Genomic DNA, 20,934 nt, shown 5'->3' with positions numbered 1-20,934 from the left:
CTCCCGCAATCGGAAACAGTACATAGGAGGGTTCACTAACCTTGTCTGCTATGCCCGTAAAACGCGACCGACTCTACGCCGATGTGCAGTACCTCACCACCCTAAACCCGCCCCGTAGCATTGGGCACCCAGAATCATTGCGTAAAGCCGCCGCCTATATTGAGGCCGAATTCTGCAAACTGAGCGGAAGGGTAAGCAAGCAGGCCCTGCACCAGGGCTTTGATAACGTTATTCTCTCGTACGGACCCGAGCAAGGGGAGCGGGTGATCATTGGCGCACATTACGATGTTTGCGATGACACGCCCGGTGCCGATGACAACGCCAGCGCCGTGGCCGGTTTGTTGGAACTGGCTCGCATGGTGCACGAGGAAAAGCCCGAGGTGAAGCACCGGCTGGACTTTGTGGCCTTTAACTTTGAGGAGCCGCCCTACTTTGCCACCGAGAAAATGGGCAGCGCGGTACACGCCAAGTCCATGAAGAAAGACAAGGTAGACGTGAAACTGATGATCTGCCTGGAAATGATTGGCTACTTCACAGACAAGCCCAACTCGCAGGAGTTTCCGCATGAGTCTTTGAGAAAGCTTTATCCCAGCACCGGTAATTTCATTGTGGTAGTGGGCCAGGCAGGGCAGGAGCGCACGGTACAACGCGTGCAACAATTTATGAAAGAACACTCGCGCATAGACGTGCAGTCCATAGCGGCACCTCCGGGGCTGCCGGGCGTTTCGCTCTCAGACCACCGCAACTACTGGGCCCAAGGGTACCAGGCCGTCATGATCAATGATACCTCGTTCCTCCGGAACCCGCATTACCACCAGAAATCAGATACCATTGACAAGCTGGACTTTGACAAAATGGTGGAGGTAGTGCGCGGTGTCTACGCGGCCATGCTCAACTTCTAACCGTTTCGGTTTTCAGTTAAAAGATACCCAAAAGGAGGCTGAACCCGTATAGGCAGCAAATTCATTAAAACCTTCACCCGGCAGGGAAGGGACATTTCTGACTTACTTTATGAAATCCACGCTTAAACTGAGTACTGCTTTTTACAACACCCTTTCTTACTTAAAATTAATTTCAACTAAAAACTATTATATTCTGTTAGCTTCTTTAGATTTGCTTTATATAAAATTATATAATTTAAATACAAAGAAGATGAAAAGAGGGTATACGTTATTGTTGGTAAGTAATCTTTTATTACTCAGCAACTTATCGTTTAGTCAATCCAAACTCAAGCCCATTGCCTCTCTGAAACACGAAGAAGACCTGCTGTTTCAGAACGCGGCTTTCTCCCCCGAGGGGAACCGACTGGTATCTGTGGGAAGCAAAGGCATGCTCTACCTGTGGGATGTGGCCCAGGATTACCCCGTGAGTTTGAAACAAGTGCACAAAGGAACAGTGCTTGCCTGTGCCTACTCCAAAGACGGGAAGTTCATTGTTACCGGGGGCGATGATAAAACCATCAAAATCCTGAAGACCACCGACCTGGAGGTAGTCAAAAGCTTAGACGGCTTACCGGCCCCGGTGAAAGACCTGGCCATGGCCGGAAACCGATTGGTGGCATTGCTGCAGAACAACGAAGTCAGGGTTTTCAATACAGACACCTGGCAGCCGGTGGGAAAACCCCGGGTTGGCGCCCATGATTCCAGGATTGTGTTCAGCAACAGCGGTGACCGGTTCTACGTGTGGTTCGCGAGCCGCATTTATTCTATCTCCGCCAAAGACGGGGAACTGATCCAGATGTTCAACACCAATTACGCTACGCCCAAAGACCTGGCCATTAGTGCCGATGATCAATACCTGGCGGTAGGATTTGGGCAGGCAGACGAGATTCTGCGCATCTACAACACCAAAGACATGAGCCTGGTGAAATCGGTGAAGAACAACGGAAAAGGCGATTACGCCACCGGGCTCTCGTTCTTCCACAACAGCAACAAACTGCTTTACCACTCCCAAGCCGACAACTCCAACAAAATCTTTGACCTGGAGAAAGGAACCAACACCTCGGTGCTCAAGTCAAACGGGGCGGCCAAAACGTCTATCTCCAAAGATGATTCCAAGGTGATTCTATCGGCCAAGGCCGCCAAAGCCATTCAGTTAATGTCTGTCATTTAGTTTTGAGGCTGATTTAGGAAAAACCGGCTTAAAACAGAAGCGCCAGCCCTATGAGAGCTGGCGCTTCTGTTTTAAGGCCTTATCAAGCTTAGGCACTGGTGTTTTCCAGGCTGCTCATGTCAATCACGAAGCGGTATTTCACATCACCGGCTAGCATACGGTCATACGCCGTGTTGATCTGGTTGATGTTGATCACCTCAATGTCTGACAGAATGTTGTGCTGCGCGCAGAAATCAAGCATCTCCTGCGTCTCAGCGATACCGCCAATGAGGGAACCGGCAATTCTCCGGCGCCCGAAGATAAGCGTAGCGGCATGCAGTTCCGGGGCTTCCGGCGGAACGCCCAGCAGAATCATGGTGCCGTCGCGTCTCAGCAGGTTGGCGTACATGTCCAGGCTTACCTTTGCAGACACGGTGTTGATGATGAAGTCAAAGTACCCGCGTACCTGCTTCAGGGCTTCCTGGTCTTTGGTGACCACAAACTTATGCGCGCCCAAGGCCTGGGCATCGGCTTCTTTGTTTGGCGAGGTGCTGAGTACGGTTACCTCGGCACCCATAGCGGCGGCTAATTTAACGGCCATGTGGCCCAGTCCGCCCAAACCAACTACGCCTACTTTGTGGCCTTGCCCTACGTTCCAGTGGCGAAGGGGAGAATAGGTGGTGATACCGGCACACAGCAACGGAGCCACCCGGGCCAGATCCTGATTTTCCTGGATGTGCAGCACAAACTCCTCGGCCACTACAATCTGGTTTGAGTAACCGCCATAGGTTGGGGTGTCTAAACCGGCCTCAGGGCTGTTGTAGGTTCCAATGAAACCTTTCTCGCAGTACTGCTCCAGACCATCCTGGCAGCTGGAACACGTACGGCAAGAATCTACCATACAGCCTACCCCGGCAATTTCACCTACCCGGAAGTTCTTCACGTGATCGCCCACGCGCACAATGCGGCCCACAATCTCGTGGCCGGGCACCACGGGGTACATGGCGCCACCCCACTCGCCTTTGGCGGTGTGCAGGTCTGAGTGGCATACGCCGCAGAACATGATTTCAATCAGCACATCATGCGGACCCACGTCCCGGCGCTGAAAGTTGAAAGGGGCCAGCGGTGAGTTGGGGTCAAACGCGGCGTATCCTTTGGTTTCTAACATAGTCTTATTTTTAGTAGTACAGAAATGCAGTTTACTTCAAAGATACGGGAAGTACGCCGGTAAGATGTGCCACTTTGTGGCGGCTACCGGTAACCAGGGCCTAAGCCCCTCAACTTCAGTTGCTGACTTTTAGGAAACCGTGCTTCGGCTTGCTTTCTGTTTCAGCCGTGTTTTCAGGAAAACAAACCCGAAACAAGCCGTCAGGCTTATGTTTCTGAGGTTTCCTAAGCTAGACGTTGTAATGGAAAACGGTGATCTCTGCCCGGGCGAAGAACCGGAAGGGGAGCCGGGAGGTGCCAAATCCTTTGGACAGGTACAGAAACGGAGCCTTTGTGTTGTACCAGCCATTGATGTAAGAGCCAGACTTTTTAGGAAGCACCGGCACGTAGCCGGGGAGCCTTACCTGCCCGCCGTGATTATGCCCGGCAAAGATGTAGCGGATGTTCAACTGCTCAGCGATTCCTCTTTTCTGGTTGATCCTCTCAATTGCTTTCCTGGCTTCTTCCTGCTGCAGAGGACTATGGATCAGTAGCAGGTGGTGGTCTTCATGGCCTACCTCTTTTACGGCAGCGGCCAGGTTTCCCTCGCTTTCCACAAAGTCATCCAACCCGGTGACCATGATTCTGGTCCCCCTGAAGGTGAAGGCTTTTGACTCATTCACCAGCAGGTGGCCGTTATGCCGCTCAAAAGCTCTTTTTAGGTCAGTAACAGAATCGGCGGCCAGGTAGTCATGGTTGCCGGGAATGGCTACTTTGATGATGCCGGGGGAGAGCAGGCCCAGGAATTGCTCTGCCGGCGGAACGTGGCCCGAGGAATCCAGGGTATCACCGCTAAACAGGAGAAGGTCTGGCCGCAGTTGGTTTATCTTGGAGGCTAGCTTAAAATGTTGCGGGTGCAGGTGCTCCTTGAAATGCAGATCAGTCACATGCACAAGTTTTATTTGCCTGCCGCTTTTCTTGTCTCCAAGATCATAGGTCTTGACGGCAAAGAAATATTTCTCCAGGAAAAACGCGTCTACCAGAACACCCACCGCCCCGGCCGCCATTACTCCCAAGCCCCATTTTAAGTACTTCTCCTTCATCTTGATTTTGCTTCTGTTTAATCTAATCTATCAGTTCTTGTACAGGAACGGGAAGGCGCTGGCTTGGTTCACCGGTACTAAGGTCTGTTCCCTTTGGGGTGGGCCATTCAAACAAAAAAGCCACCTCAATAGAGGTGGCTTTTAGGTGCGTTTTTCAAAAAGTAAGCTTAATACGGTTTTGCCTCGTGGGATTTCTCCTTCGCGGCTTCCACGCCTTCTTTAGGCGAAGTAGCTCCAATTGGTCCTTTGTCTGATGGGTCTTTGATGTTAGCCCGCAGACCTTCGGCTACGCGTCTGCCGTAGTCTTCATCGGCTAAGGTGAAGTGCTCAATCATTTTGTCCTGAATGCGTTTGTCGCAGGTGCTCAGGGTAGTCACCAGGTTGAAGATCAAATCATCACGCTCCCAGTCTTCAAAGTTGCGGTAGGTCTCACCGGCTTGCTTGAAGTCATTGGTACGGTCAATTTTCTGGCGTACCAAATTAGCCTCATAGCGTGGCGAATCGTCTTTACCAGCCTTAGGTGCTTCTTTCAAGCCGCCCAGGAAGGATGGCTCATAGTTTACGTGCGGGTTCTGGCCTTCGGCGAAGTCGGTTTTGTAAGACATCTGGCCGCCCCGCTGGTTGGTGGCCACGTGGGTTCTTGGCGCGTTGATAGGCAGTTGCAGGTAGTTAGGTCCTACGCGGTACCGTTGGGTATCTGAGTAAGAGAACGTACGGCCCTGCAGCATTTTATCATCAGAGAAGCCCAGGCCGTCTACCAACACCCCGGTACCAAACGCCGACTGCTCTACCTCGTTGAAATAGTCAACAGGGTTGCGGTTCAGGGTCATTTTACCAACCGGCAGGAATGGGAATTGATCTACCGGCCACAGTTTGGTGTCATCCAGCGGATCGAAATCCAGTTCTGGGTGCTCATCGTCGCTCATGATCTGCACGCACAGCTCCCACTGCGGGAAGTTTCCTTCTTTGATGGCTTCAAACAGGTCCTGGGTAGCGTGGTTGAAGTTCTTGGCCTGGATGCTTTCGGCCTCGGCCTGGGTCAGGTTCCGGATGCCCTGCAACGGCTCCCAATGGTATTTCACCAGCACGGCTTCGCCGGCTTCGTTGATCCACTTGTAGGTGTTCACGCCAGAACCTTGCATCTGACGGTAGTTGGCCGGAATACCCCATGGCGAGAACAGGAACGTTGCCATGTGGGTAGATTCTGGGGTATTGGCGATGAAGTCAAAGATGCGCTCACCGCTTTGGATATTGGTTACCGGGTCTGGCTTCTGAGAGTGAATCAGATCTGGGAATTTCATGGAATCCCTGATGAAGAAGATCTTCAGGTTATTGCCCACCAAGTCCCAGTTACCGTCCTCGGTGTAGAACTTAACGGCAAACCCACGCGGGTCACGCAGGGTTTCCGGGGAGTGACCGCCGTGGCCTACGGTAGAAAACCGAACAAACACCGGAGTCTGCTTTCCTTTTTGCTGGAACAATTTGGCGCGAGTATACTTCGCGATGGGCTCATTGCCCACAGTACCGTACGCTTCAAACACTCCGTGAGCCCCAGCGCCACGGGCATGCACCACGCGCTCTGGAATCCGCTCCCGGTCAAAGTGAGAGATTTTTTCAATGAAGTGGTAGTTCTCCATGGTGGCCGGCCCGCGGTTACCTACCGTTTTGATGTTCTGGTTGTCGGTTACGGGGTGGCCTTGGCGGGTGGTCAAGGTAGAGTTGCCGCCGGTACCGTTGCTTTGTCCGTTACCGTTTTGGCCTGGAGTTTGATTTTGTTCGTTCACCATGCTTGGTTAATGGTTTGGTTGGATGAATGTGTTGAATGGTACTCCAATACTTCAGGATTCTGGAAGCCTTCTTCAAAAATCCTTTAAAAGGTTTTACTGAAAAAATAAGCAGATCCAGAGGGTTGCTTCATCATTACTTATACTCAAAGGTGGCCGCTAGGTTGCTGTAGTTCAAATTGATAATATTTATATCATAATAGGATTTGTCTATCAAGCCGGACTCCTATCTGCCAACTTCCTGATTTGAAATCAAGTTTAAATTGATCAAGCTCGGTTGTTGCCAAACCCTTTCAGGAGTTCTCCTCCACCTGCGGGTCTAATGAAGAAGAGGGCTGCGGATTTAAGCGTGATTTTGCCATAACTCTGCTAAAACAGAAAGAGTATTGGAAACTAGGTGTAGTTTTGGCCTGACCGGTTATTGACTTGTTGGGGAAAGAAGGGACACCGGCTTTCTTATAAGGTAACCTGGCCGAAGCCTAAGGCCAACACCAGTTAGAAGCGCTGCTTCAAACCATGCAAAAAGCAACACAATGGAAACAAATAATCTGATCAGAACCGAGGCCTACGTTAACGGGCAGTGGACCAAAGCCGCCAGCGGGAAAACCTTTGATGTCATAAACCCTGCCACCGGAGAAGTAATTGCCGCCGTGCCCGACATGAACCGCGAGGATGTTCGCCAGGCCATTAACGCCGCCGATGCCGCCTGGCTCGCCTACCGCGACCTGACCGCCAAGGAACGGGCGGCTTTGCTGCGGAACTGGTTTAATCTCATCATGGAGCACAAAGAGGAACTGGCCCGCATCATGACCATTGAATCTGGCAAGGTAATGGCCGAGAGCCTGGGCGAGGTGAACTATGGCGCCTCTTTTATTGAGTGGTTTGCCGAGGAAGCCAAACGCGCCTACGGCGATGTGATTCCCGCCCATACCAAAGACCGCCGGCTGGTGGTGATCAAACAGTCAGTAGGGGTGGCGGCGGCCATCACGCCCTGGAACTTTCCGCTGGCCATGATCACCCGCAAAGTGGGCCCTGCGCTGGCCGCCGGGAGCCCCGTCATCGTGAAAGTGCCTTCCGAAACGCCGCTCACCGGTCTGGCCATTTCGTATTTAGCCGAGAAAGCCGGTTTCCCGCCGGGCGTCTACAATACTGTCACCTCCACCGACAGCAGCGAAGTGGGCAAGGAACTCTGCGAGAACCCTAAAGTGCGCAAACTCTCCTTCACCGGCTCTACGCCCGTGGGCAAGATCCTGATGAGCCAGTGCGCTTCCACCTTAAAGAAATTGTCATTGGAACTGGGCGGTAATGCCCCCTTCATTGTTTTTGACGATGCCGACCTGGACGCCGCCGTGAAAGGGGCTTTGGTTTCCAAGTTCCGGCACAACGGACAAACCTGCGTCTGCGTGAACCGCATTCTGGTGCAGGACAGCGTGTATGATGCCTTTGTGGAGAAATTCACCCAAGCCGTGCAGGGCCTGAAGACCGGCAACGTGCTGGACCCCGAGGTACAGGTTGGTCCGCTCATCCATGACCGGGCCGTGAAGAAGGTGAAAGAGCACATCCAGGATGCCGTTACCAAAGGCGCGAAGATTACCACCGGCGGCGAAAGTATGGAAGGACTGTTTTTCCAGCCCACCGTAGTAGCCGGTGCCACGCCCGAGATGCTGATTGCCCGCGAAGAGGTCTTCGGACCGGTAGCACCTATTTTCCGGTTCAGCACCGAGGAAGAAGCCATCCAAATGGCCAACGATACTGAGTACGGCCTGGCCTCCTACTTCTACAGCCGCGACGTGAACCGCTGCTGGCGCGTAGCCGAGGCCCTGGAATACGGCATGGTAGGCATCAACGAAGGCTTGATCTCCACGGAACTCGCCCCGTTTGGAGGTATCAAGGAATCAGGCTTCGGTCGCGAAGGCTCCAAGTACGGCATGGACTATTTCATGGAGATCAAGTATATGTGTTTTGGGGGTGTTTCCTGAAAAACATGAAGAAACAGTACGCTCACAAGCAAAGAACCCAAATGAGTGCCGAAATTCTTGCATCCACCCCACCGTCAGGCTATTATGCGGAGCGCCATTTTGGAGAAGCATTCGTCTCTCCACTTTGGGTGAAGTTCACAGACAATGACTATGAAGAATGGGTAGGGTGTTTCTCCAGACAAAATGAACCCTTAGATGCTGTCCTAACTGATACAGTGAATGAAACCTCGCTTGTGGTGGCAGGTGGAAAAGGGGTTCTGGTGGACGTACATACTAAGGAAGTTGTATCAGAACTTGAAAACGTTCCCCTGATCACGAGCGCAATCCATACCATTCACCCCGAGTACTTTTTAATTGGTACATCGGACTGTATCTATTCTATTGACAGCGGCAGAAACATAAAGTCCATAAAGCCAGACTTTTGGGTAGATGGGATTTACTTTACGGAACAGAAAGGTGACTGTGCAATTGGCCATCTGTCATCGTATGAATACCACCAGGATGTTAATGTTGGCTTTGAGCTAGATCTCCGGACTAACGAGATAACCATAGATACCACGATCAAAATAAGGCGGTTTGGTCTCTTTGAATTGATACATGTAACTAAGAAAGACGCAAAGGTATCTGAGGGTTTATTTACTAGATTGTTGAGACGTTTTATTAGAAGCTAGTTAATCCTTCCAGACTATGGCGCGGAAGTTACTTCCGTGACTTCCTGAAGTTTCTAAAGGCGAAATGACCTTCTATGGCGCGGAAGTTACTTCCGTGCCTCTCTAACATGCTAAAGGCACGGAAGTAACTTCCGCGCCATAGAAGGGGCCATAGAAGGTCCATGGAAAGTAAAGCCAAGCTTCCGCCAGGAACTTCCCGTTTCAGGCTTGTTTTGCAGAAAGCAGACACGAAACGCTCACCGACCTCATTACAAGTTGATCTCTAGCTGGCTTCCGTTGATAAGCGCTTCTTCTTTCTGTGGCATCAGTTCCAGCAGTTCGTCAAAGGTGGAGACCAGGTCTTCAAAGGTGCCTTCGTCCAGGGCCTCTTCGCATTTCTTCAGGAATACCTCCTTCGGTTTCAGGTCGGCCAGGTCCTGTTCTGGTTGTACCTGTTGGTCCAGGCTCTGGGAGGTGATGGTGCGCAGGGGGCGGTGGATGAGCAACTGCACGTTGGGCTGCAGGGCGAAGGCCTCGTGGAGTTTGGCAGTGTGGTCGTGCAGGTTGTGTTCGTACTGGAGCTGCACCTCGGCCCAGGCGGGATAGGAGAGATCGCCGTTGTCGTACGCGATGATCTTGGGGAACACTTCGTCAATGGTGCCTTTGAACCGGACCAGTTTTCGCCAGCAGGGGATGGGCTTCTCGTGGATTTGCGTCAGCTTGCCGTTTTCCAAATCCAGAATGACGATCTGCTTGCGGTCGGTGATCTCGGAGAAGCTCAACGGAATGGGCGAACCGCTGTAGCGGATGTGCGGCATCTGGTTCACTACCTGCGGGCGGTGCAGGTGGCCCAGGGCTACGTAGTCAAACTCTGCGGGGAACTGATCTCCGGCAATCTGGCCCAGATTTCCCACGTGGATTTCCTTCTCGCTGTCTGAGGCGCTGCTGCCGGCGGCAAACAGGTGCCCGGTTGCCAGCACGGGAATACCCTGTTGTTTGTACTCCTGAATGTGGGGCACCAGTTGGGTGTAGTGGTCGCAGATGCCCTGTTTCAGGCGGAGTTCCCGTTCCTCAGAAGTCTCGCCGGGCACGGAGAGGCGCACGTCTTTGTCGCGCAGGAACGGGACGGCACACACCACCAGCTGCGGCTCGCCGGCCTCAGACGAAATCACAATCACCTGGTCCTGGCAGTTGGCGGGCGCACCGCCTACCACGTGCACTTTGTAGTGTTTCAGGAACTCAGCCGGAGCGTTGAGGGTAGAGACCGAGTCATGGTTGCCGCCAATGATCACCACCTCCTGGCAACAGGTGTCTTTGACCTCGCGCAGGAAATCATAGTACAGCTTCAGGGCGGTGTTAGACGGGAAACCCGTGTCAAACACATCGCCGGCAATGAGCAGCAGGTCAATCTTCTCGTCGCAGATGGTCTGGCAGAGCCATTTCAGGAAATTGCGGTGTTCTTCGGTTCGTTCCTGGTTGGCTAAACGCTGTCCTAAGTGCCAATCTGCTGTGTGTAATACCCGTATCATGCCGTTTCTGTGCTGCCCTTGCTGTATAGATCAGACGAAGATACAAAAAGCCGACCGTATCCCTAGCCCTGCTGGGCCGGTAAATTGTTTGAGGTTGATTTTCAATATGGTTGAGTCTCAGGTTTATTGAATATCTTGAGCAAGGCAAATTCTCCCGATTCATGACCCTCCGCAAACCTCTGCTACTGCTTGTTTTTGGTGTCTTTTTCCTGTTCATCGGTCAAAACAGCAAAGCCCAGGAGGCGCCGCCAGAAAGGAGAAATCTTTTACAAGTTGGCTATGTGACGCTTTCCCTGCAGGAGATCTCCACCAGGTTAGATAATTCCTTTACTTTCTTGTTCCCCGTTGAGGCGAGGGTCAGGCCCCTGGTGGGGCCGGTGCTAGTGACTTACTCCAGAACGGTCCATCCCAAATGGAACATCGGCGGAGCGGCCTCCTATACCTACATTCGTGCCGTGGCCGATAGGTTGTCCCGGGATCAGGCGGGAAATGTGCAGAGCACCATAGCCCAGGAAGAAAGAGCCCGGTTTTATACCCTCATGCCTACGGTGCAGTTCACATGGGCGCGTTCTCATAGGGCAAGGCTGTACTCCGGAGTATCCCTGGGGCTGGTACTGTTTCAGGAGGAAACCAAATCAATAGAAACCGCCGAAACCTGGCATCAGTTAGAGGCCGGTTTCTTAGGACATCTGAATGTGTTTGGCGTGCAGGTAGGGAAGAAGGTAGGAGGATACCTGGAGGGAGGTTTTGGCGTGCATGGCCTGGTCACGGCCGGTCTTTTCCATTCTTCCTGATTTTCAGGAAGGAAGAGTTCAAAACTGTATTATTTAAAGCGAGGCAGGAGTGCCGCACACAAAGGGCCGTGTTTTTGACTTCTTTTCAGGAAAGGGGCCTGTAAACACCAGAGCCCAATTAGGCTAGCAGATCAATCCAAAACCGTCCTAAAATGTTTTGGCGGCATGGGTTCTAGCGAAAAGTACTTATATTAGCCCCTTCAAGCCTTTTACAAAGCGAACAACAAACAAACTATTCCCTAACTTTTACGCATTTTATGGCAAACCAACTTTTCGCTAGGAAGTCAATTGACAAGCTTAGCGCAGACGCCTTTAGTGAAGGGGCGCACAACCTGAAACGGACCCTGGGTCCGGGTAACCTAGTAGCCTTGGGGGTAGGGGCTATCATTGGTACTGGTATTTTCGTGTTAACGGGTAGTGCTGCGGCGCAGTACACCGGGCCAGCCATTGTGCTGGCGTTTATCCTGGCAGGGGTTGGCTGTGCATTCGCTGGTCTTTGCTACGCTGAATTCGCTTCTATGATTCCAATTGCGGGATCTGCTTACACGTACGGCTACGCCACCCTGGGTGAGTTTGTGGCCTGGATCATCGGGTGGGACTTGATCCTGGAATATCTCTTCGGGGCGGCTACGGTGGCCGTGGGTTGGTCTGGTTACGTGGTGTCCTTCCTCCGCGACTTAGGCATCAACATTCCGCCACAGTGGAGCAATGCCGTGGGCGTGGAAATGGTACAGTTACCAGACACTCATTCCTGGGTACGTATTACCGAGCAATTAACTTCTTCCCTGGCCGAGCAAGGCATTGATATTGCCACGCTTCCGCACGCAACCGGTATCTTCAACCTGGTAGCTACCGTGGCTATCGCGTTGGTAACCATCCTGTTGGTGATTGGTATGAGCGAGTCTGCCAAATTCAACAACCTGGCGGTAATGATCAAAGTGGGCGTGGTGTTGCTGTTTATCCTGGCGGGTGCCAATTACCTGTTTGGCCACAGCGCAGAAGCCGCTGAGAACTGGACTCCTTTCATCCCTGAAAACAAAGGCGGTTTTGGCGAGTATGGCTGGAGCGGTATTGTGCGGGCATCTGGGGTAATCTTCTTCGCCTACATCGGGTTTGACGCCGTTTCTACTACTGCCCAGGAAGCCAAAAACCCCCAGAGAGACATGCCTATCGGTATCCTGGGATCTCTGGTGATCTGTACCATCCTGTACATCTTGGTGTCTGGTATTCTGACTGCCATGGTGCACTACAGCCAATTGAACGTAGCCGAGCCGATTGCCGTGGGTATTGAGAAAACCGGTTACACGTTCCTGCGTGACCTGATCAAAATTGGTGCTATCGCGGGTCTTTCTTCCGTGATGCTGGTGATGCTGATGTCTCAGCCGCGTATCTTCTACACCATGTCTAAAGACGGGTTGCTGCCTCCGGTATTTGGCAGACTGCACCCTAAATTCAAAACTCCGCACGTGAGTACTATCTTAACCGGTGCTATCTGCGCGGTGGTGGCTGGTGCTTTCTCCGTGGATGAACTGGGTCACCTGGTATCTATCGGTACGTTGCTGGCCTTCGTGATTGTGTGTGCCGGGGTTTGGTACCTGCGCGTGAAAGAGCCAAACCGTCCGCGTCCGTTCAAGACGCCGTTGGTGCCGTTGGTGCCAATCCTGGGTATTCTGGTGTGTCTGGGTATGATGGCTGGTCTGCCGGCTGAAACCTGGTACCGACTCCTGGGCTGGATGGCCATTGGTATTGTTATCTACTTCACCTACGGCAAAAAGCACAGCGTGATCAGAAAAGAGAACAACCTATAATTGCTGTAAAAATCACTCCATAGAAAAGCCCGGTCCGCGCAGGATCGGGCTTTTTGTTTGATAAATTGTTTGTGTTTCTGGGCTGTTTTTGCCAGAATATTAAAGAAACAGAATATCTGGTGGAGTTCTTTTTTTACGGGTTTGTTTTCCTTATTTTTCCTGTTCCATACAACTACATTCTCACAAACAAACCTTTACACAAGCTCTCATGAAAAAAGTATTTCTCTCCGTGCTGGTGGTAGCGGCTATGTCGCTGCAGAGCCGGGCACAGGAGACCTTCCCGCGCAATGGGGTGTACGATGAACGCTCCGGACTGCGGGCCTTCACCAACGCCACCATTTTCGTGGATTACCAAACCAAGCTGGAGAACGCCACGCTGGTCATCAAAGACGGCAAAGTAGTGGCCGTGGGCACCAAAGTAGCCGTTCCCCAGGGCGCCATGGTCACCGACCTGAAAGGCAAAACCGTGTACCCGGGCTTCGTGGATCCGTTCACCAGTTACGGTGTGCCTACGCCGCCGGCTCGTTCGTTCAGCTTCAACAGTCCGCCGCAGGCAGAGTCTAAAAAGGAGGGAGCTTTCAACTGGAACCAGGCCATCCGGCCCGAGACCAACGCCGTGGAGCTGTTCAAGGTTGATGCCAAAGCCGCTGAGGAACTGCGCAAACTAGGCTACGGAGCCGTGCTCACCATCCACCAGGACGGAATTGCCCGCGGAACCGCCTCCCTGGTGGCCTTAGCCGATAAGCGCGAAAACCAGGTGGTGCTGTTGGACAAAGCCGCCGCCGCGCTGTCTTTGGACAAAGGTTCTTCCACCCAGGAATACCCCAGCTCATTGATGGGCTCCGTTGCCTTGCTGCGCCAGACGTACCTGGATGCCCAGTGGAACGCCAAAAACGCTGACAAAGAGCAGAACCTCTCCCTGAAAGCCTTCAACGAGGCCAACAGCCTGCCCCAGATTTTTGAAGTAAGCAACAAACTGAACGCCGTTCGCGCCGACAAGGTAGGCGATGAATTCGGGTACCAGTACATCTTCAAAGGCCAGGGCGATGAGTACCAGATGTTGCCCCAGATCAAAGCCACCAACGCCGCCTACATCCTCAACCTGAACTTCCCCGATGCCTACAACGTGGAAGATCCTTATGATGCCCGCCGCGTGGGCATTGAGGAAATGAAGCACTGGGAAATGGCTCCGGCCAACCCCGCCTTGCTGGTGAAAGAAGGCGTTGCCATCGCGTTCACTTCCGCGGACCTGCGCGACAAAAGCCGTTTCTTACCTAATTTGCGTAAAGCAACCCTATACGGTCTGCCCGAGCAGCAGGCTTTGAAAGCCCTGACCTACACCCCCGCCAAGCTGCTGAAAGCCGACAAATACGTGGGCAGCCTGCGCGAAGGCATGCAAGCCAACTTCGTGGTGGCTTCAGGTAACCTGTTCGATCCTACCACCTTGCTGTTGGAAAACTGGGTACAGGGCCAGGGCTATAAAATCACCGAGACGCCCGGCGATTTCCGGGGCGTGTACACCCTCAAAGTAGGCAACCAGCCTGAGCGCCGCATGCTCATCAGCGGTACGCCAGAGAAACCAGAACTGAAAGTAGTAGCCCAGGATACCCTCAAAGGCTCTCTTTCCCTGAGCGGCGAACTGCTGACCATGGCGTTTGCACCTGCTAAAAATGGGAAAGAAAGCATTCGGTTAACCGGCTGGTACACGGGTAAAGGTTTCCAGGGTGAGGCCCAGTTGCCCGATGCCCAAACCGTAAAATGGACTGCGCTGCTTTCTGAAGCCGCTACCCAGCAAGCCAAGCGCGACACCGCCCGTTCCCGCCCCAACAATGCCCTGGACATGGGCAAACTTACCTTCCCGTTTGCCGCCTTCGGTAGAACCGAGTTGCCGAAAGCGGAGACCGTGCTTATCAAAAATGCCACCGTCTGGACTAACGAGAAAGAAGGCAAACTGGAGAACGCCGATGTTTTGTTGAGAAACGGCAAAATTGCGCAGGTAGGTAAAAACCTGTCGGCCAACGGGGCCAGAGTGATTGACGGAACCGGCAAACACGTGACGCCGGGCATCATTGACGAGCACTCGCACATCGCGTTAGATGGTGTGAACGAGGGTACCCAGGCCGTAACCGCCGAGGTACGCATGGCCGATGTGGTGAACCACGAGCAGGTGAACATCTACCGCCAGTTGGCCGGTGGGGTGACCACTTCGCAGCTGCTGCACGGCTCGGCTAACCCCATCGGAGGGCAGTCGGCCATCATCAAATTGCGTTGGGGACAGGCTCCGGAGAAACTCCTGTTTGAGGGGGCAGATCCGTTCATCAAATTCGCGCTGGGTGAGAACGTGAAGCACTCTAACCGCTCACCGCAGTACAACGTGCGTTTCCCGCAGACCCGTATGGGCGTGGAGCAGGTGATGGTAGATGCGTTCCAGCGCGCCAAAGAATACCAGAAAGCCTGGGCCAGCTACAACAAACTGTCCAAATCTGCGAAAGCCAAAACCCCGGCCCCGCGCCGCGACCTGGAACTGGAAACCTTGTCTGAGATACTGAAAGACGAGCGTTTCATCACCTGCCACTCTTACGTGCAGTCTGAGATCAACATGCTCATGAAAGTGGCCGACCAGATGGGCTTCAAAGTGAACACCTTCACCCACATTCTGGAAGGCTATAAAGTGGCCGATAAGATGAAGGCCCGCAACATTGGCGCTTCTACTTTCTCTGACTGGTGGGCCTACAAAATGGAGGTGAAAGACGCTATTCCGTACAACGCCGCTATTATGCACAACGTGGGCGTAACCACCGCCATCAACTCAGATGATGCCGAGATGGCCCGCCGCCTGAACCAGGAAGCCGCCAAAACCATGAAATATGGCGGAGTTTCTGAGGAAGACGCCCTCAAAATGGTGACCCTGAACCCAGCCAAACTGCTGCACCTGGATGACAAAGTAGGCAGCCTGAAAGCCGGAAAAGACGCCGACGTGGTAATCTGGAACGAGCACCCGCTGTCAATCTATGCTCGCCCCGAGAAAACTTTTGTGGATGGCATCGCTTACTTTGATCTGGAAGAAGACCAGAGACTGCAGAATGAGCAGGAGAAAGAGCGTTTGCGCCTGATCAACAAAATGCTGGCCGCCAAAGCCCGCGGGGAGCGCACCCAAACCGCAGCGCCTTCACGCCGCGGAGTTGCCCAGGTACTGCACTGCGAAGACCTGACCACCGAGGGTGAAGAAACCTACCAAGAATCTGAATACAGCCAAAAATAAGGAGACCCAGCTATGTCAATTGTAAAGAAATCTGTGGTAACCCTTACCTCTAAAAACATGCAACATCGTCTATTGCTCGCGGCGGCTTTGTTCGTGAGCACCACGGCCGCCTGGGCGCAAGTTCCGGTGCCGGCTGCCAAACAAACCAAGGCCACATTGCTTACCGGGGCCACCTTGCACGTGGGCAACGGCCAGGTAGTGGAAAAAGCCGCCGTGGCGTTCACTGACGGCAAAATCACCTATGCGGGTCCGGCCTCCGGGTTCAACGCGGGTGGCACGTCTTACGAGACCGTGAACGTGAGTGGCAAGCACATCTATCCGGGCATGATCCTGCCCAACAGCCAGATCGGGTTGAATGAGATTGAGTCAGTAAGGGCTACGCTGGACCAGCAGGAAGTGGGTTTGTTCAACCCCAATGTGCGCTCGGTGGTGGCTTATAACACGGATTCAGACATCACGCCCACCTTGCGCTCCAACGGGGTGCTGATGGCGCAGGTAACACCCGTTGGCGGTATGATCTCCGGGTCTTCCTCGGTGGTGCAGCTGGATGCCTGGAACTGGGAAGACGCCCTGGTGAAAGCCGATGGCGGGGTGCATCTACGCTGGCCAGCCATGGTGCAGGCGGGTGACAACTCGCCCGTGATGGCTCAACGCCGCCAGGCCCGCCAAAGCAGTCTTAATGAACTGGAGTCTCTGCTGGCCGAAGCCAGGGTGTACAAAGACCAGAAACACGACCGCGAGAACCTGAAACTGGCCTCCTTGGTGGGCCTGTTTGATGGTTCTAAAAAGCTTTTCATCCACACAAACTACGGCAAAGAGATCGTGGAATCGGTGCGGTTTGCGCAGAAAGCCGGCGTGAAGGACATGGTGATCGTGGGCGGCGGCGATGCTCTGGTGGTAGCCGATTTCCTGAAGGAGAACAACATTCCGGTAGTGTACTCCGGCGTGCACGCCCTGCCTACCCGCTCCGGTGATGATGTGTATCTGCCGTACAAAATGCCGGGCCTCTTGCAGCAAGCCGGTATTCTGTTCTGCCTGGACTATGACGCCAGCTTGCACGGTTCACGTAACCTGCCGTTCATTGCCGGTACAGCGGTGGCCTTTGGCTTACCAAAGGAACAAGCCTTGTCCTCGGTGACCCTGAATGCCGCCAAAATCTTAGGCGTAGACAAGCAGATTGGCTCCGTTGAAGTAGGCAAAGACGCCAGTTTGGTAGTGTCTGAAGGCGATATCCTGGACATGCGCACCAACAAAATCAGCCACGCATTCATACAGGGCCGTAAACTCAACCTCACCGACAAGCAGCAGTACCTGTACGAGAAGTTTGACGGCAAGTACAAGGCTGAGAAGAAGCAAGTGCAATAGAACTCTCTTTTTTACCCTTATGAGAAGAACCACCTGAAAACAGGTGGTTCTTTTTTTTCGGCCTGTTTTGAAGAAAATAAGCCAAAAAGAAGCCTCTGTAAAGTGACATTCTTTTCCTGAAAATTCTGGTAAGCAGAAGTTGTACATCAGTTTAGGCTTATTTGTAGTTGAAATCCTGTTGAGGTGATGGAATTAGTGTTTCAGCTTGAAATTAAAGTAGATATCTTTGTAAGATGTGTAAGCAATCTGTGGGGCAAAGCAGAAAGGAAATGACTTTTATGCGTTGTTGTCAAGGCACACCAGGATTGCGTCAAGTTGAGCGAAACAGACAGTGAAAACAAGTTCAGGCGAGCGAGAGGATACCTTCATTTCAGAGGACGCGGTGGGCGGCGAATTGAATCTTTGGCAGTCCATGATTGAGCACAGCATGGAACCCATGTTGCTGACGTACGTGGACGGGCAGGTTATTTACGTGAACAATGCCATGTGCGCCCTGATTGGAAAAGATAAAGCCACCCTGCTGAAAGAAGGCAGACCCGGCATTATGGACCTCTCTGACCCTCGTTTGCAGGTGTGTTTGGAGACGCGCAAAAGAACCGGCCATTTCAAGGGCGAACTGCTGTGCAAGCACGCCGATGGCACTATCTTCCCCGTTGAGGTGAGCACCAGCGCCTTCAAAGATCCCTGCGGAAGAATGGTAGCCAGCATCCACATGCGTGATCTCAGGCCTGAAAAAGCCGCCAAGCAGGAAATCTGCCTACGGAAATCAGAAATGGAAATGGCCCTCTCTGAGCTGCAGATGGTCATGGACAACACGCTGGATGTTATCTGTATCATCAACTCAGAGGGAAAAATCACCCAGATCAATGCCGCCGGCTCCAGAATATGGGGGTACTCCCCCGAGGAGTTAAAGGGCCTGAACATCCTGAACATTGTGCACCCTGAAGACAGGGAGAAAACTCGCAATGCCGGCAGAAATGTCTTGCAAGGCGCCTCTTACCACCACTACCGCAACCGGTACCTGCACAAAAACGGCTCGCTGGTGTACATGGACTGGTCTACCGTGTTCTCCCATGAACGGCAGGTGATGTACTGTATTGGGAGGGATATTTCCCTACAGGTAGAGGCCGAGCAGCAAAAGGCAATGGCAGAAGAAAAGCTTAAGACCATGCTGCAAGCCGGGCCAGACACCGTTTTCATTGTGCGTCAGGACGGAACGTACGCCTACCTGGGGCCAACGGTGTCAGAGACCATGGGCGTGCCTGAAGAAAGCTTATTGAACAAGTACGCGTTTGATTTTTTCACCTTCCCAGAAGACCGGGCGGCGGTAGAAGCAGATTTCAGAAAGGTATTACAGGGCGGCACGGTCACCACCAAACCCTACCGTTTCCCGTCTGTGCATCCCCAGGGGTGGAGTTGGTACGAGGCGGTGCTCACCAATTGCCTGGACAACCCCACCATTCAGGGAATAGTGGCGAGCGTGCGCGATGTCTCAGAGCGGTACTATGCCCAGGTAGAACTCCATAAAAGCGAACAGCGCTACCGGTCTTTATTTGACCACAACCCAGACGCAGTGTATTCTTTAGACACTAATGGGTTTTTCACCTCTTTAAACAAAAAAGCCATTGAAATGGTGGGCTTGCCCGAAGAGCAGATCCTGAACCGGCATTTCAATGACTTTGCCCATCCAGACTTCATAGAGCATAATAAGCAGAAGTTTAAGCAGGTGTTAACCGGCGAGCCGGTCTATACAGAAACCTCTATCATTGACGGCAAACAGCAGGAACGGTATTACACCTTCACCGAGATCCCCATTCTGGTGAACGGCGAGGTGGTGGGCGTGCACGGGCTTGCCAAAGACATTACCCAGCAGAAGCGGCAGCAGCAACTGCTGGAAGAAACCGCCCAACGGCTGAACAATACCCTGGAGAGCATCCGGGATGCCTTTATCACCATTGACCGGGAGTGGCGCGTCACCTATCTGAACCAGGAGTTTGAGAAGGTGCTTCTGGTAAATAAAGAATATTTGTTGAACCGTGACATCCGGGAGATTTACCCCGAGGAGGATTTCGTTCCTTTCTATGAAAACTGCCGGAAATCCCTGGAAACACAGGTGCCTGTTAATTTTGAGGAGTATTCTGCCCACTTAGAAGAGTGGGTGGATGTGCGGATGTATCCGTCAGAAAACGGGATCTCCGTTTTCTTCAAGGTAATCACCTCTAAGAAAAATGCCGAAGAGGAACTGAAAAAGCTTTCCTGGGTAGCCAGCAAAACGGTGAACTCGGTGTACATCACAGATGAACTGGGCCGGATTGAGTGGGTGAACGATGGTTTTACGCGCATTACCGGCTTTACACTGGCAGAAGTGAAAGGCCGCCGCCCCGGCGATCTCCTGGCCGGCCCCGAAACAAACTCCTCCAAGATAAAGCAGATCCGTAAGAAGCTCTCTTTTGACAAACCCTTCACCCAGGAGGTCCAGAACCGGAGAAAAGACGGTGAGTTGTACTGGTCAAAGCTGGACGTAACGCCCATCCTGGACGAAAAAGATGCCAGAAAGAAGAAGTTCATAGTGATTGAAACCGTGATCACGGAACAGAAAAGAGCAGAGCAGGAGCGCATTCAGTTAACCGAGGAACTCCTGCGCCGCAACCGCAACCTGGAGCAGTTCACGTACATTGTCTCGCATAATCTGCGCTCCCCGGTGGCCAATATCCTGGGCTTAACCGATCTGCTGAACACGGTGGAGAATCCTGAGTTGCAGGTTGGCATCACCTCGCGGCTGCGGCAGACTGCCCAGAATCTGGATCAGATCATCCGCGACCTGAATGAGATGCTTAGCTTACAGGCGGGGGTCCTGCAAAACAGCGAGCAGGTGGTGTTGCCAGACGTGGTAGAACAGGCGCTGCAAGTATTGCCCACCGATAGTTTTGCCTCAGTGTCGGTGAACCTGAATGGGGTGCATGAAATCAGATCCATCCGGGGCTATGTGAGCAGTATCTTGAACAACCTGCTTACCAACGCCGTGAAATATAAATCGCCGGACAAGCCCCTGGAACTCTCCATTATTGCCGAGGCCCTGCCTGAAACGGGGATGGTATGCCTCTCTGTCACCGATAACGGTTTGGGCATAGATCTGGAAAAAGAGGGCAAAAACCTGTTCGGGCTGTACAAACGGTTCCATTTCCATGTATCCGGCAGGGGGCTGGGGTTATACCTGGTGAAAACGCAGGCCGAGGCGCTGGGAGGAACGGTAACCGTAGAAAGTAAACCCAATGAAGGCTCAACGTTCAGGGTCTGGCTCAAGAACCTGAATGAATAGCAAAGGGAGGCGAAAGCCTCCTTTTTTTGTTTCCGGCCTCTGCCATCCCGGCTGATCTGCTCCTCCAACTATCCGCTTCCTGATTTCCTTCACCTTCACTCCGT

The 20,934-nt window shown here is 52.8% G+C and carries 13 protein-coding genes; 9 read left to right on the top strand and 4 right to left on the bottom strand.

Annotated features, from left to right (window positions below; all coding sequences use genetic code 11):
- Positions 1–50 precede the first annotated feature (50 nt).
- Both JT719_RS05340 and JT719_RS05335 read left to right on the top strand, forming a co-directional pair.
- Complete coding sequence (locus JT719_RS05340) at positions 51–902, top strand: M28 family peptidase (protein ID WP_207431457.1); 852 nt, start codon at positions 51–53, stop codon at positions 900–902.
- A 250-nt stretch (positions 903–1,152) separates the two neighbouring features.
- Positions 1,153–2,112: a WD40 repeat domain-containing protein gene (locus tag JT719_RS05335; protein WP_207431456.1), complete on the top strand. Its 960-nt coding sequence runs from the start codon at positions 1,153–1,155 to the stop codon at positions 2,110–2,112.
- Between the two features lie 88 nt (positions 2,113–2,200).
- Here the strand turns inward: JT719_RS05335 and JT719_RS05330 are convergent, their stop codons facing one another.
- From JT719_RS05330 to JT719_RS05320, 3 genes are all read right to left on the bottom strand, one after another.
- Positions 2,201–3,259, bottom strand: coding sequence for an NAD(P)-dependent alcohol dehydrogenase (locus JT719_RS05330; RefSeq protein WP_207431455.1), 1,059 nt, complete (start codon positions 3,257–3,259; stop codon positions 2,201–2,203).
- A 229-nt stretch (positions 3,260–3,488) separates the two neighbouring features.
- On the bottom strand, positions 3,489–4,340 hold the full coding sequence (locus JT719_RS05325) for a metallophosphoesterase (RefSeq protein ID WP_207431454.1): 852 nt from the start codon (positions 4,338–4,340) through the stop codon (positions 3,489–3,491).
- Between the two features lie 167 nt (positions 4,341–4,507).
- Positions 4,508–6,127, bottom strand: coding sequence for a catalase (locus tag JT719_RS05320; RefSeq protein ID WP_207431453.1), 1,620 nt, complete (start codon positions 6,125–6,127; stop codon positions 4,508–4,510).
- 530 nt (positions 6,128–6,657) lie between these two features.
- Here JT719_RS05320 and JT719_RS05315 point away from each other — a divergent pair.
- The gene (locus JT719_RS05315; protein ID WP_207431452.1) at positions 6,658–8,103 is read left to right on the top strand and encodes an NAD-dependent succinate-semialdehyde dehydrogenase; all 1,446 of its coding nucleotides are present in this window, start codon (positions 6,658–6,660) and stop codon (positions 8,101–8,103) included.
- 5 nt (positions 8,104–8,108) lie between these two features.
- Entirely contained in the window at positions 8,109–8,774 is a 666-nt protein-coding gene (locus tag JT719_RS05310) for a hypothetical protein (protein ID WP_207431451.1), read from the top strand.
- Positions 8,775–9,022: 248 nt separating this feature from the next.
- Here the strand turns inward: JT719_RS05310 and JT719_RS05305 are convergent, their stop codons facing one another.
- Positions 9,023–10,282 carry an exonuclease SbcCD subunit D C-terminal domain-containing protein gene (locus JT719_RS05305; RefSeq protein WP_242693078.1) on the bottom strand — a complete coding sequence of 420 codons (1,260 nt, stop codon included), beginning with the start codon at positions 10,280–10,282 and terminating at the stop codon, positions 9,023–9,025.
- Between the two features lie 161 nt (positions 10,283–10,443).
- Here JT719_RS05305 and JT719_RS05300 point away from each other — a divergent pair, with 161 nt between their 5' ends.
- The 5 genes from JT719_RS05300 to JT719_RS05280 all read left to right on the top strand — a co-directional run bounded on the left by JT719_RS05300 (position 10,444) and on the right by JT719_RS05280 (position 20,830).
- Entirely contained in the window at positions 10,444–11,076 is a 633-nt protein-coding gene (locus JT719_RS05300; RefSeq protein ID WP_207431450.1) for a hypothetical protein, read from the top strand.
- A gap of 257 nt (positions 11,077–11,333) precedes the next feature.
- Entirely contained in the window at positions 11,334–12,884 is a 1,551-nt protein-coding gene (locus JT719_RS05295) for an amino acid permease (RefSeq protein WP_207431449.1), read from the top strand.
- A 208-nt stretch (positions 12,885–13,092) separates the two neighbouring features.
- The gene (locus JT719_RS05290; protein ID WP_207431448.1) at positions 13,093–16,146 is read left to right on the top strand and encodes an amidohydrolase family protein; all 3,054 of its coding nucleotides are present in this window, start codon (positions 13,093–13,095) and stop codon (positions 16,144–16,146) included.
- A 57-nt stretch (positions 16,147–16,203) separates the two neighbouring features.
- Positions 16,204–17,511 (top strand): amidohydrolase family protein, encoded by a 1,308-nt coding sequence (locus tag JT719_RS05285; RefSeq protein WP_207431447.1) that lies wholly within the window; start codon positions 16,204–16,206, stop codon positions 17,509–17,511.
- Between the two features lie 331 nt (positions 17,512–17,842).
- Positions 17,843–20,830, top strand: coding sequence for a PAS domain S-box protein (locus JT719_RS05280; protein WP_207431446.1), 2,988 nt, complete (start codon positions 17,843–17,845; stop codon positions 20,828–20,830).
- The last annotated feature ends 104 nt before the right edge of the window (positions 20,831–20,934 follow it).

This window comes from Sabulibacter ruber (assembly GCF_017355955.1).
In the GTDB taxonomy this organism is placed as follows: Bacteria; Bacteroidota; Bacteroidia; order Cytophagales; family Hymenobacteraceae; genus Nibribacter; species Nibribacter ruber_A.
This window is presented reverse-complemented; position numbering and strand designations above follow the sequence as displayed.